The 13,250-nt window shown below is 59.2% G+C and carries 12 protein-coding genes; all 12 read left to right on the top strand.

The genetic code is table 11. The annotated features are described in order from the left end of the window. Window positions 1-169: 169 nt before the first annotated feature. The gene (locus AAAV21_RS07650) at window positions 170-1,135 is read left to right on the top strand and encodes an ROK family protein (protein ID WP_022094876.1); all 966 of its coding nucleotides are present in this window, start codon (window positions 170-172) and stop codon (window positions 1,133-1,135) included. A 70-nt stretch (window positions 1,136-1,205) separates the two neighbouring features. Then, entirely contained in the window at window positions 1,206-1,892 is a 687-nt protein-coding gene (locus AAAV21_RS07655) for an N-acetylmannosamine-6-phosphate 2-epimerase (RefSeq protein ID WP_022094877.1), read from the top strand. 101 nt (window positions 1,893-1,993) lie between these two features. Beyond that, window positions 1,994-2,914 (top strand): RNase adapter RapZ, encoded by a 921-nt coding sequence (rapZ, locus tag AAAV21_RS07660; RefSeq protein ID WP_022094878.1) that lies wholly within the window; start codon window positions 1,994-1,996, stop codon window positions 2,912-2,914. 6 nt (window positions 2,915-2,920) lie between these two features. Continuing rightward, window positions 2,921-3,850 carry a DNA-binding protein WhiA gene (whiA, locus tag AAAV21_RS07665; protein ID WP_117800625.1) on the top strand — a complete coding sequence of 310 codons (930 nt, stop codon included), beginning with the start codon at window positions 2,921-2,923 and terminating at the stop codon, window positions 3,848-3,850. 193 nt (window positions 3,851-4,043) lie between these two features. Next, window positions 4,044-5,069, top strand: coding sequence for a type I glyceraldehyde-3-phosphate dehydrogenase (gene gap, locus AAAV21_RS07670; protein WP_099431436.1), 1,026 nt, complete (start codon window positions 4,044-4,046; stop codon window positions 5,067-5,069). A gap of 140 nt (window positions 5,070-5,209) precedes the next feature. Next, window positions 5,210-6,400, top strand: coding sequence for a phosphoglycerate kinase (locus AAAV21_RS07675; RefSeq protein WP_117564871.1), 1,191 nt, complete (start codon window positions 5,210-5,212; stop codon window positions 6,398-6,400). Next, the gene (tpiA, locus tag AAAV21_RS07680; protein ID WP_022094882.1) at window positions 6,393-7,160 is read left to right on the top strand and encodes a triose-phosphate isomerase; all 768 of its coding nucleotides are present in this window, start codon (window positions 6,393-6,395) and stop codon (window positions 7,158-7,160) included. Before AAAV21_RS07675 ends, tpiA begins: the two co-directional genes overlap by 8 nt. 5 nt (window positions 7,161-7,165) lie before the next feature. Continuing rightward, window positions 7,166-8,719: a 2,3-bisphosphoglycerate-independent phosphoglycerate mutase gene (gene gpmI / locus AAAV21_RS07685; protein WP_117735803.1), complete on the top strand. Its 1,554-nt coding sequence runs from the start codon at window positions 7,166-7,168 to the stop codon at window positions 8,717-8,719. A 164-nt stretch (window positions 8,720-8,883) separates the two neighbouring features. After that, a complete protein-coding gene (secG, locus tag AAAV21_RS07690) occupies window positions 8,884-9,138 on the top strand; it encodes a preprotein translocase subunit SecG (RefSeq protein WP_006236144.1) in 255 nt (84 codons plus the stop codon). Between the two features lie 290 nt (window positions 9,139-9,428). Further along, window positions 9,429-11,105 carry an ABC transporter substrate-binding protein gene (locus tag AAAV21_RS07695; RefSeq protein ID WP_349108604.1) on the top strand — a complete coding sequence of 559 codons (1,677 nt, stop codon included), beginning with the start codon at window positions 9,429-9,431 and terminating at the stop codon, window positions 11,103-11,105. 157 nt (window positions 11,106-11,262) lie between these two features. Next, the gene (locus AAAV21_RS07700; protein WP_117635931.1) at window positions 11,263-12,300 is read left to right on the top strand and encodes an ABC transporter permease; all 1,038 of its coding nucleotides are present in this window, start codon (window positions 11,263-11,265) and stop codon (window positions 12,298-12,300) included. A 14-nt stretch (window positions 12,301-12,314) separates the two neighbouring features. Further along, complete coding sequence (locus tag AAAV21_RS07705) at window positions 12,315-13,250, top strand: ABC transporter permease (protein WP_117635930.1); 936 nt, start codon at window positions 12,315-12,317, stop codon at window positions 13,248-13,250.

Here is a 13,250-nt window from a genome sequence, read left to right on the forward strand (position 1 = left end):
CTTCCCAGGCACCCGACCTCGCCGTTCAACCGTGTGGCCATGACCCATTAGGTCAATGGCCACACGGTTTCTCGGCGATCTCGGACACCTGGAAAACCTTTACTGCGCTGTGACGGCTAGCCTGACGGCGCATTTCCTGTAGTTGTTTTTATCTCCGAAGGAGAGCGACATGGAGAACAAGTACGTCTGCTCTGTCGATATCGGCGGAACTAAAATTGCGACTGCCATCATGGAGTACCCGGCTGACGGTAGTGTGCCCCATCCCGTTTTTGAGGCCGAGGTTCCTACCGAGGCCCAGGAGGGCGGCGAGGCCGTCTTCCAGCGTATCGAGGCGTCTATCAAGGCCGCTCTTGAGGCGAATCCCGATGTCGAGGTTCTCGGTGTCGGTATCGGTGCCGCAGGCGTCGTCGATCCCAAGACGGGCGCCATTGCTTATGCCAATGAGATCATGCCCGGCTGGTCCGGCGTTCAGTTGGGGCCGCGTCTGCGCGAGGACCTTGGTCTTCCCGTTGCCGTTGTGGGCGACGTGCAGGCTCATGCTCTGGGCGAGGCCCACTGGGGCGTCGGCAAGGGCAAGTTCTCCGTCTTGTGCCTGGGAATCGGTACGGGCATCGGTGGCGCATATGTCGAGAACGGCCGCGTGATGCAGGGCTTCCATGGTGCTGCCGGTCATATGGGCCACATCGAGTGCTCGGCTGCCGCCGGCATTCCCTGCGCCTGCGGGCGTTCCGGCCATCTTGAGTCTGTTGCTTCGGGCACCTCGATTGGCCGTATGTACGACGAACGCTTCGGTCGAGTTGACCCCAGCCGTCCTTCGGTCGGTCGCGACGTGAACGACCTGTGTCGTGCTGGCGACGCAAAGGCGACCGAGGTCATCCATGACGCCGGCTTTGCGCTGGGCGCCAGCTTGGGCTCGCTCGCTAACATCCTGGACCCTGAGGTCATCGTGCTTTCGGGCGGCGTGATTCACCAAGGTCCCGATTGGCGTTCGCAGACGTGGAAGGATTCGGTGCACGAGGGCTATGCCAGCCAGGCGCTCGATCCGCTTCAGGACACGCCGATCCTCATCGGTTCTCTGGAGGGCGATGCTCCGCTCATCGGTGCCGCTGAGCATCTTCTTGCCTCGTTGAAGTAAACGTATCTGCTGTAGGAGCCTCCCGAGACAGCACGCCTCGGGAGGCTGTTCTGAGAAAGGTTGCAGCCTTATGACCGTCGATCCTTTGATTCAATCCCTGAAGGGCAAGCTCGTCGTGAGCGTTCAGGCGTATATGGGCGAGCCGCTTCGTACGCCCGAGACCATGGCTCAAATGTCTCGCGCTTGCGAGCTTGGCGGCGCCGCCGCCATTCGCTGTCAGGGCCTTGCCGACATTGCCGCTATTAAGGGTCGCTGTGAGGTTCCCGTCATCGGCCTGTGGAAGGATGGACACGAGGGCGTTTACATCACGCCGACGCTGCGTCACGCTCGCGCCTGCGTTGCTGCCGGTGCCGATATCGTGGCGATCGACGCCACCGATCGTCCGCGTCCCGATGGCAAGACCGTCGAGGATACCTTCCGCCCGCTGCACGAGGAGGGTGTGCTCCTGATGGCGGATTGTGCCACCATCGAGGACATTCGCCGTGCGGTTGATATGGGCTTTGACCTGGTATCCACCACGCTTTCTCACGGCGTCGCCGCCATCGACTGCACCATGGCCGATGGCCCCGACCTGCCACTCCTGCGTCAGGCGACCGAGGAATTCCCCGGTCTTCCCATCATCTGCGAGGGCCGCGTGCACACGCCCGAGGAGGCTCGCGCTGCGATCGATGCTGGCGCCTGGGCCGTTGTCGTCGGCACCGCCATCACGCACCCCACGAGTATTACGAGTTGGTTCAAGGCTGCGCTTGAGGCGTAAGACAGGCCTCGTATCCGCTCGGGGCGGTATACTCAATATAGGCAATTGACCGCGCGGGATCCGGGTTGCTGGGTCCCGCGCTTGTTTTTGGGAGGCAGCACATGCAAAAGGGAGATGCCATGGATGCGGCGGAGCGCTCGGAGCGCATCCCCGATATCGTCATCATCACCGGAATGTCCGGATCGGGCCGCACGCAGGCCATGCACGTGTTCGAGGACATGGGCTATTTTTGCATCGATAACCTGCCTCCGCGTCTGATCGCCCAGCTTGCCGAGCTCGTCGGCATCAATACGGGCGTGGGCAGGCATCTCGCCGTCACCTGCGATTTGCGTAGCCAGGGACTGTTTGACGAGTTGCTCGATGCGGTCGCCGCGCTCGAGGAGCGCGAGATGAGCTGCGACATCGTTTTTCTCGAGGCCTCTGACGAGGTGCTGATTCGTCGCTACAGCGAAAATCGCCGCCGTCATCCCATTGCCAAGCCGGGGGAGACTACGGCCGATGCGATTCAGCGCGAGCGCCTGCAGCTGCAGGGTGTGCGCGATCGAGCCGATATGATCATCGACACGAGCCGCCTACGCACCTCTGCGCTGCGCAACAAATTGCGCATGGCGTTCTCCGAGTTGTCCGACCAGCAGCTCATGGACGTTCACGTGTTCTCGTTTGGCTTTAAGCACGGTATGCCCGTCGAGGCGGACATTATGATCGACGTTCGCTTCCTGCCCAATCCGTTCTACGATCCCGAGATGCGCACCATGACTGGTCTCGATAAGAAAGTCTCCGACTTTGTTCTGGACCATCCTAAGACGCAGGAGTTCTGGAAGGCCTGGACGCAGCTGCTCGATACGGTGATGCCGGGTTATATCGCAGAGGGCAAGCCGCAGCTTTCTATTGCCATCGGTTGCACGGGCGGTCAGCACCGCAGCGTTGCCATCGCCGAGGCCACGGCACGTTACTTGGAAGGCGCCCAGTATCACGTGAGCATTTCCCATCGCGACTTGTCGCGCGCCAACACGAAAGCATAGGCCTGCATGTCGTTTACCGCCGAGGTGCGTGACGAGCTTGCGCGCTGCGAACCCGAATGTGAATACTGCGACTTGTCGACGCTTGCCGCCCTCACGCGCGTGAGTGGTACGCTCTCGCTTACCGGCTCTGGGCGGTATCGTTTGACGGTTGCGACTGAGACGGGAGCCGTAGCGCGCACGATGATCACGCTGACGCATCGCATCCTTAAACTCAAAACGGAGTTCACCGTCCGCAAATCTGTATTGCATAAGGTTCGAAATTATCTCATCACCTTGCCCGATCAGCCCGATTTGGATAAGGCTCTGGTGCTGCTGGGTATCCTCGACCGGAGGGGAGGACTTGTCGCCGGTGTGCCCCGGCATATCGTTGCCCGTCCTTGCTGCAGACTTGCCTATATCCGCGGCGCGCTCATCGCGGGCGGCTTCGTGGCCGATCCACGCGGCGATTTTCATTTGGAGATTGCGGTACAGGGTGAGCAATATGCCAAGGGGCTTTGCGATCTGTTGGAGCAGATTGGGGTCCATGCGCGTGTTAATGCACGGCGGGGGTCTTATGCCGTGTACATAAAGAGCGCCGAGGAAATCGAGCATCTTTTAAAGCTGATTGGTGCCAAGCGCAGCGTTGCCGAGATTGAGGAGGCGCGCGCGGTCAAGTTGGTTAAGAACGATGTGAACCGTCGCGTGAACGCCGAGCTCGCCAACCAGACCAGAAGCGCCGGTGCTGCCCAGCATCAGCTTGCGCTTATCGATGAGCTCGAGCAGCGCGGCCTTCGCGATGCGCTTCCGGATGCCTTGGCGGTCTTTTGCGACCTGCGCGAGCGCTATCCCGATCTGTCGCTGCGTGATTTAGGGGAGATGGCTGACCCTCCCTTGTCGAAGTCGGCCCTCTACCATCGAGTTTTGAGGCTTGAAAAGCTCATTGAAGCAAACAGGTAGTTTATAGCATCGACTTATATACGGATTTAGCTGCTATTTTATTCTTTAAAACGTTTTAACGTAAATTTGATTTTCAATTTCGACTATTCTCGTGAAATTCAAGTCAAAAAAAAGGTATATTAGGCGAGTGGTTAGTTTGTGGGCCTCAACGGCGGGCGCTGTAGCTTGCGGGGGCCTTACGAAAGGAGACACAATGGCAGTAAAGGTTGCTATTAACGGCTTCGGTCGCATCGGTCGTCTGGCTTTCCGTCAGATGTTCGGTCATGAGGGCTCCGAGATCGTCGCTATCAACGACCTCACCTCTCCCGATATGCTCGCTTACCTGCTGAAGTACGACTCCACGCAGGGCAACTACGCTCGCGATCACGAGGTCGTTGCTGGCGAGGATTCCATCACCGTTGACGGCAAGGAGATCAAGATCTACAAGGAGGCCGACGCCAACAACCTGCCTTGGGGCGACCTCGACGTCGACGTCGTTCTCGAGTGCACCGGCTTCTACACCAGCAAGGCTAAGGCTCAGGCCCACATCAACGCTGGCGCCAAGAAGGTCGTCATCTCCGCTCCGGCCGGCAGCGATCTGCCCACCATCGTGTACAACGTCAACCACGAGACGCTGACCGCTGAGGACAACATCATCTCCGCTGCTTCCTGCACCACCAACTGCCTCGCCCCGATGGCCAAGGGTCTGAACGACTTCGCTCCCATCGTGTCCGGCATCATGACCACCATTCACGCCTGGACCGGCGACCAGATGCCGCTCGACGGCCCGCAGCGCAAGGGCAACAAGCGTCGTAGCCGCGCCTGCGCCGTCAACATCGTCCCCAACACCACCGGTGCTGCCAAGGCTATCGGCCTGGTTCTCCCCGAGCTCAACGGTAAGCTCATCGGTGCCGCCCAGCGCGTCCCGACGCCGACCGGCTCCATCACCAACCTCTACGCTGTTGTTGACAAGAAGGTCACCGTCGACGAGGTCAACGCCGCTATGAAGGCCTACGCTTCCACCATCTCCGAGACCTTCGGTTACAACGAGGACGACATCGTCTCCACCGACATCATCGGCGAGACCCACGGCTCCATCTTCGACGCCACTCAGACCATGTGCTCTGACCTCGGCAACGGCCAGACCCTCGTTCAGGTCACCTCTTGGTACGACAACGAGAACTCCTACACCTCTCAGATGGTCCGCACCATCAAGTACTTCGAGAAGTTCGTTGCTTAATTTAGCTTTTAGCGAATAGCTCGTTGAGCGTCTAATGAAGGGCGCGGCCTCATAGGGCTTACACCCTAGGGTCGCGCCCTTTTTATAGGAAATCGTCTGCCGTAATGGGAGGCAGACACGTACGAAAGGTAGAAGCAAACATGGCCTTTACCAAGAAGACCGTCCGCGACATCGATGTCGACGGCAAGCGCGTTCTCGTCCGCGTTGACTTCAACGTGCCTATCAAGGATGGCGTCGTTGGCGACACCACCCGCATCAAGGCTGCCCTGCCCACCATCAACTACCTCGTTGAGCACAACGCTCGCGTCATCCTCATGAGCCACCTCGGCCGTCCCGATGGCACCGGCTTCCAGCCCGAGCTCTCCCTTGAGCCTGTCGCCAAGAAGCTCGCTGAGCTCTCTGGTCTCGATGTTGCCTTTGTCGCCGACACCTACGGCGAGAAGGCTGCTGAGGCTGTTGCCGCCGTCGAGCCGGGCAAGGTCCTCGTTCTCGAGAACGTCCGTTTCGACAAGCGTGAGAAGAAGAACGATCCCGAGATCGCCAAGAAGCTCGCTTCCTATGGTGACGTCTTCGTTCTCGATGCTTTCGGCACCGCTCACCGCGCCCAGGGTTCCGTCGTGGGCCCCGCCGCTTACCTGCCTGCCGTCGCCGGCTTCCTGCTCGAGAAGGAGGTCGACACGCTGACCGGCATCTTCGCCGAGCCCGAGCGCCCCTTCGTCGCTATCGTCGGCGGTTCCAAGGTTTCCTCCAAGATCGGCGTTCTCGATCACCTCATCGACTCCGCTGACACCCTGATCATCGGTGGCGGCATGGCCTACACCTTCTTCCTGGCTCAGGGCCTGACCGTCGGTCAGTCCCTCAAGGAAGAGGACTGGGTCGAGCGCGCCGGCGAGATGCTCAAGAAGGCCGAGGAGAAGGGCGTCAAGATCCTGCTCCCCATCGACAACCGCGTTGCCGATCACTTTGGCGAGGACGCTGTCCCCGAGGTTGTCGCTTCCGACGCTATCCCCGACGATCGTGAGGGCATGGACATCGGCCCCAAGACCGAGGAGCTCTACGCCGAGGCCGTCAAGGGCGCCAAGACCGTGTTCTGGAACGGCCCCATGGGCGTCTTCGAGTTCGACAACTTCGCTCACGGCACCCAGGCTATCGCCGAGGCCGTCGCCGAGGCCGACTGCACCTCGATCATCGGCGGTGGTGACTCTGTCGCGGCTGTCAACAAGTTCAACCTGGCCGACAAGATGAGCTGGATCTCCACCGGTGGCGGCGCTTCCATGGAGCTCGTCGAGGGTAAGGCCCTGCCCGGAGTGGAGGCGCTTCTCGATGCCTAATCGCACCCTTCTTATCGCTGGTAACTGGAAGATGAACAACGACGTCGCCGAGGCCGCCAAGCTCGCCGACGAGCTGGCTCAGGCTCTGCCCGAGGTTCCGGCTGGCGTCGAGGTGCTCGTCTGCCCTCCGACCATTGACATCACCACGGTTCATGACCGCATTCAGGCTGCCCCCATCGCCCTCGGTGCACAGAACGTGTACTGGGAGGCCAAGGGTGCCTTCACCGGTGAGTCCTCTTGCGACATGCTCAAGTCCGCTGGCTGCACCTACTGCATTATCGGTCACTCCGAGCGTCGTGACTACTTCCACGAGACCGACGAGGATCAGAACAAGAAGGCCAAGGCTCTCGTTGCCGCCGGTCTTGTTCCCGTCTTCTGCTGCGGCGAGTCCCTCGAGGTCCGCGAGGCTGGCACCTATGTCGAGCACGTCGTGAACCAGGTCAAGGCTGGCCTTGCCGGTCTTGAGATCACCTGCCCCAAGCAGGTCGTCGTCGCCTACGAGCCCATCTGGGCCATCGGCACCGGCAAGACCGCTACCGCTGAGGACGCTCAGGAGGTCTGCGGCGCTATCCGTGAGACCCTCAAGGAGATGTTTGGCGAGGAGCTCGCTAACGGCATCCGCGTTCTCTATGGTGGCTCTGCCAAGCCCGGCAACATCGCCGAGCTCGTCGCCAAGCCCGACGTTGACGGCGCCCTCGTGGGCGGCGCTTCGCTCAAGGCTGCCGACTTCGCCTCTATGGTCGTCAAGGCAGGCGAGTAGGACATATGGCACAGCGTCATCTTCCTGCACTCCTGATCATCATGGACGGTTGTGGCTTGGCTCCGGCCGATGGCGAGAACGCCGTCGCCGCTGCCAAGACGCCCTTCCTTGATAGCCTGTACGAGAAGTATCCTCACACCACGCTCGGTGCTTCGGGCGAGGACGTGGGCCTTCCCGACGGTCAGATGGGCAACTCCGAGGTAGGCCACCTCAACATCGGTGCCGGCCGCATCGTGTTCCAGGAGCTTTCGCGCATCAACAACGCCATCAAGGACGGCTCCATCGCCAAGAACGAGGTCTTCGTCAAGGCTATGGACGATGTCAAGGCCGAAGGCAAGACCCTGCACCTCATGGGCCTTATGAGCCCTGGCGGTGTTCATTCTCACATGAACCACGTCGAGGCCCTGGTCAAGATGGCTGCCCAGCATGGCGTCAAGACCGTTCGCGTCCACGCCTTCATGGATGGCCGCGACGTTGATCCGCAGTCCGGTGCCGGCTACATGAGCGAGTTCTGCGCTTTCCTGGCTAAGATCTCCGAGGAGACCGGTTGCGACGCTCGCGTTGCCACCGTTTCGGGTCGCTATTGGGCCATGGACCGCGACAACCGCTGGGAGCGCATCCAGCGTGCCTACGACGTCATGGTCAACGCGTCCGATGCCGATACCGACCCCGTTGCCGGTATCAAGGCCTACTACGAGAAGGATCCGCGCGGCGACGAGTTCGTCGAGCCTTTCGCGGCCCACAACGAGGGCATCCACGAGGGCGACGCGGCCATCTTCTTCAACTTCCGTCCCGACCGCGCTCGTCAGATGACCCGCGTGTTCACGGACAAGGAGTTCGATGGCTTTGAGCGCGAGCAGATTAAGCTCTCGCACTTTGTGACGATGACCGAGTACGATCCGACGTTTGACGTCGAGGTCGCCTTCCCCAAGACGTTCCCCGAGAACGTTCTGGCCGACGTTATCGCCGCCAATGGCCTGAAGCAGCTGCACACCGCCGAGACCGAGAAGTACGCTCACGTGACGTTCTTCCTCAACGGCGGCATCGAGGAGCCCAAGGAGGGCGAGGAGCGCGTGCTCGTCGCTTCCCCCAAGGTTGCTACCTACGATCTGCAGCCCGAGATGAGCGCTCCCGAGGTTACCGAGAAGCTTGTCGCCGCTATCAACGAGGATCGCGCTGATTTCTACATCGTGAACTTCGCAAATTGCGACATGGTTGGTCACACCGGTGTCTTCGACGCTGCCGTTAAGGCCGTCGAGGCTGTTGACGATGCCCTGTCCAAGGTTGTCCCGGCGATTCTCGCTAAGGGCGGCTTTGCGCTGATTACCGCCGATCACGGCAACGCCGATCACATGTTTGACGTTGCTTCCGACGGTTCCAAGCATCCGTTTACGGCTCACACCACCAACCGTGTGCCGTTCATCATCGTTGATGAGAAGGCGCAGCTCACCGGTATTGAGGACGGACGTCTTTCCGATATCGCTCCGACCATGCTCACCATGGCTGGCATTGAGCCTTCCGCCGAGATGACGGGTCGCGTACTCGCCACCGAGGCCTAATAGAAAACAAATACCGTTTTCTAGTAAGGGGGTTGTCCACAACCGGACAACCCCCTTTTTGGTATTTCTGCCATTTCTACCCCGTCCCCAAATGGCAGGTGGGGGAGTGTTGGGGGTTGTGGTACAGTACTGGAGTTTGAATTGTTCTATTAAGGAGCTTATCTATGGGTCCGTTTCAGATTCTTCTGTTTGTCGTTTGGGCTGTCTCTGCCGTGGCGTTGACGATTCTCGTCCTGATGCATTCCGGTAAGGGCACCGGCGTTTCGGATATGATCGCTAGCTCGCTGTATAACTCCAGCTCTGCTACGGGCGTCATGGAGCAGAACCTCGATCGCCTGACCGTCATCATGGCTGTCGTATTTGCCGTGTGTGTCGTTCTGTGCATGTTCTTCTTCCCGCAGGGCATCGTCGGCTACTAAGCATCGGCGTATATACGTTTGTAAAGGGTCCCGCATGTGCGGGGCCCTTTTTGTTTACAGACTTGTAACAGAGCCAAAATATCCCCACATACTTCGCCCAACTAAAGAAATTCTCGACCGTTAACCGGAATCAGCGCCAAATTGTGCATAAAATGCGCTACTGTATTGCAAAACGTTGGCCCGCATTGCATAACCAGCCATAACAGCGGACCGCGTTTGAATGGTTCGATTGGGCTGTCTCGACGTTGCCCGGCCGAATTCACTTTGTCCTATCTCATAAGGAGGATGGCATGGCTGATTCTATGTTCCACCAGCCCGTTATGGGTCGTCGCGCCTTTGTTGGCGGCACCCTCGCTGCGAGCTCCATGGCTTTTCTTGCCGCATGCGGCAAGAAGGGCGGCGACGCTTCCGGTTCTGAGTCCGGTTCGACGCTGAACTTCTACATCAACAACCCGGTCTGCATCGACCCCTACAACGTCCAGGAGGATCAGGGCACTCAGGTCGAATACCAGCTCTTCGACGCTCTGACGGAGTACGATAACGAGAAGGGCGAGATCGTTCCGCTGGCCTGCGAGTCCTTTGAGGCTAACGACGACGCTACCGAGTTCACCTTCAAGATCAAGAAGGCCAAGTTCCATAACGGTGACGACGTTACCTCCAAGTCCTTCAAGCTCGGTTGGGAGCGCCTGGTCAACACCAAGTCGGCCATCGCTACCGAGTATGGTCCTTCCGAGGTCTCCTATCACCTTTCCATGGTCGAGGGCTATGACGATCTGGTTGCCGGTAAGGCTACCGAGCTGACCGGTGTCACCTGCCCGGATGACGAGACCCTCGTCGTCAAGCTGACTTCTGCCTACGCCGACTTCCCCTTCGTCGCCTCTCACCCGGCTCTGTCCCCGGTTCCCGAGTGCGCCGAGTCCGATGTCAAGAGCTTCTATCTTGCCCCGGTCGGCAACGGCCCGTTCATGATGGACGGCAAGTGGGAGGATGGTCAGGAGATCAACCTCAAGAAGTTTGACGATTACTATGGCGACAAGGCCAAGATCGACGCCATCCACTTCCAGGTCATCAAGGACGTGGAGACCGCTTACAAGGAGTTCCAGGCCGGCAACCTCGATGTCTGCGACGTTCCCGTTGCTCAGATCGACGCCGCCAAGAAGGACCGCGGCGAGTCCAAGGATGGCTACACCATGGGTGACGGCGAGCGCATGCTGCTCGGCTCCGAGCCTTCCACGTACTATCTGACGTGCAACACCACGGCCGAGCCGTTCAACAACGCTGACCTGCGCAGGGGCATCTCCCTGGCTATCAACCGTGAGGCCATCTGCAAGACCATCTTCAAGGGCACCCGTACCCCCGCTGACGGCATCGTTCCTCCGGGAATCGCCGGCTACAAGGAGGGCGCATGGGAGTTCTGCGCCTATGACGTCGACAAGGCTAACGAGTACCTCGACAAGGTCGCTCCCGCTGGCGCTAACGGCGATCGTGGCATCAATGTGACCCTGTCCTACAACCAGGACGGTGGCCACAAGGAGATCATGGAGTCCATCATCGGCGACCTCGCCAAGGTGGGCGTCACCGCCGTCTCCGATACTCCCGAGTGGTCTGCCCTGCTCGAGCAGTATCAGAACTTCAACTATCAGTTCGGCCGTCTGGGCTGGATCGCCGATTACCCGATCATGGACAACTTCCTGTACCCGCTGTTCCACTCCGACTCCCTCGGTGGCGACAACCGCTCCGGTTACAACAACCCCGAGTTCGATGCCAAGGTCGATGAGGCCCGTGCCACGGTTGACGACGACGAGCGCATCGCCAAGATGCAGGAGGCTGACGCTATGGTCGCCGCTGACTGCCCGGTTATCCCGGTGATGTTCTACACGCACACCATCGTCGGCTCCGATCGCGTCAAGTACCTCTATGTCGATCCGCAGAAGCACGCCGATCTGGGTACCGCTGAGCTCGCCTAAGAGTTTTGCAGCTTCCATGAGGGTCAAGTATTTACGTAGACCTCATGGGAAACATACAGTTCTCCCTAACCTGGGGTAAACTGGCTGATGGTAATTTTGGGATGCCGGTCTGGCGATCGGCATCCCATTTAGGTTAATCCCTAGATAGGGGAGTGGTATGGGTAAGTACATCGTTAAACGTGTGCTTCAGTTCATCCCGGTATTTTTGGGCGTTACGTTGATTCTGTTCGCCCTCCAGAATATTGTGCCGGGAGACCCGATCAAGCTGATCGGTGGAGACAAGGCTCTGTCCCCCGAGGTAGAGCTTCAACTTCGCGTGCGCTATCACCTGGTCCAGGCGGACGAGGACGGCAACGCGATCCTTGACGAGAACGGCGATCCCGTTCCAACGTCGCTTGTGGACCAATACTTGAATTACATGAATGGTCTGCTTCATGGCGATCTGGGCAATTCGTATCAGCGCAAGCTGCCGGTTGCGGAAATCTTTGCCCAGAAGTATCCGTATACGGTTAAACTCGCCGCGTGCGCCATTGTGCTCGAGGCAATCATGGGTATCGGTGCGGGTATCATTTCGGCGGTAAAGCGCTATTCCTTCTGGGATATTTTGGTAACGCTGACCACGTCGATCCTCGTTGCTGTTCCTGCCTTCTGGCTCGGCATGCTGCTGCAGCTGTTCTTTGGCGTCATTCTTAAGGATGCCACCGGCGGCGCTTTCTCCATGCCGATTTCGGGTGCCGGCGGCTCCAGCTCTCAGTATCAGGATTGGATGCACTATGTGCTTCCGACCATCACGCTGGCTTCGGTTTCGACCGCCTATGCTGCCCGCATCATGCGCTCGCAGCTACTCGACGTCATGAATCAGGATTACATCCGCACGGCAAAGGCCAAGGGTCTCTCCAATCGCGCGATCATCGTCAAGCATGCGCTTAAGAATGCACTCATCCCCGTTGTTACCTATATTGGTGTCGACTTCGGCGGCATGCTTTCGGGCGCCATCCTGACCGAGACGGTCTTTAACTGGCCCGGTATCGGCTCTGAGGTCTACCGCGCCATTAGCATGCGCGACTGGCCCATCGTTATGGGCGGCGTTACGCTCATCGTTGTCGTCGTTATGGTGATCAACCTGCTCGTTGACATTAGCTATGCATTCCTCGACCCGCGTATCCGCCTCGGCGGTCCGTCGGATAAGGCCTAAGGGAGGTACGTCTCATGCAGGAAACTGATTCTCAGTCTCAGGAGCAGGCTACCGCCACCAAGGCCGCATCTGCTCCCGCCAAGTCCCGCACGCTGTGGGGCGACGCTTTCAAGCGTCTTCGCAAGAATAAGCTCGCCGTTATTGGTATCTGCTGGATTATCATCGTCGTTTTGGTTGCCTTGACCGCAGACCTGTGGGCTAAGCCCTGGCTCGGGTCGCCGACGGCTTCTGACTCGACGACCATGGCCGAGACTTCGCTGCTGGCTCCGTGTGCCGAGCACCCGTTTGGTACCGACGCCCTTGGCCGCGACATTCTCGTCCGAGTTATCTACGGCGCGCGCGTTTCGCTTTCCGTCGGTATTATGGCCACCGCCATCTCCACGGTGATCGGTCTGATCATGGGCGCCCTGGCCGGTTTCTATGGCGGCATCTGGGATACAATCATCATGCGCTTCGCGGATATCTTCCTGGCGTTCCCGTACGTGTTGTTCGTTGTCGCCATGATCGCCGTTATCGGCCGTGGTCTTCAGAATGTTTTCATCGCCATCGGTATTCTCGGCTGGCCCTCGATTGCCCGTGTCTTCCGATCTGCGATCCTAACGGTCAAAGAGAACGATTATGTTGACGCCGCTCGCGCGATGGGTGCATCCGATGCGCGTATCGTGATGCGCCATATCTTCCCGAACTCCGTTGCTTCTATCGTGGTCTACGCGACCATGAACATTGGTGGCGCTATTCTGACCGAGTCCGCTCTGTCCTTCCTCGGCATGGGCGTTATCCCGCCTACGCCTTCGTGGGGCTCCATGATTCAGGACGGTCAGCAGTATCTTCTGACTGCTCCCTGGATGATGATCATGCCCGGTTTGGCAATTCTCTCGACGGTGCTCGCCTTCACCCTGCTGGGTGACGGTCTGCGCGACGCCCTCGACGTCAAGATGAAGGACGCATAA

This window comes from Collinsella sp. CLA-AA-H302 (assembly GCF_040093305.1).
In the GTDB taxonomy this organism is placed as follows: domain Bacteria; phylum Actinomycetota; class Coriobacteriia; order Coriobacteriales; family Coriobacteriaceae; genus Collinsella.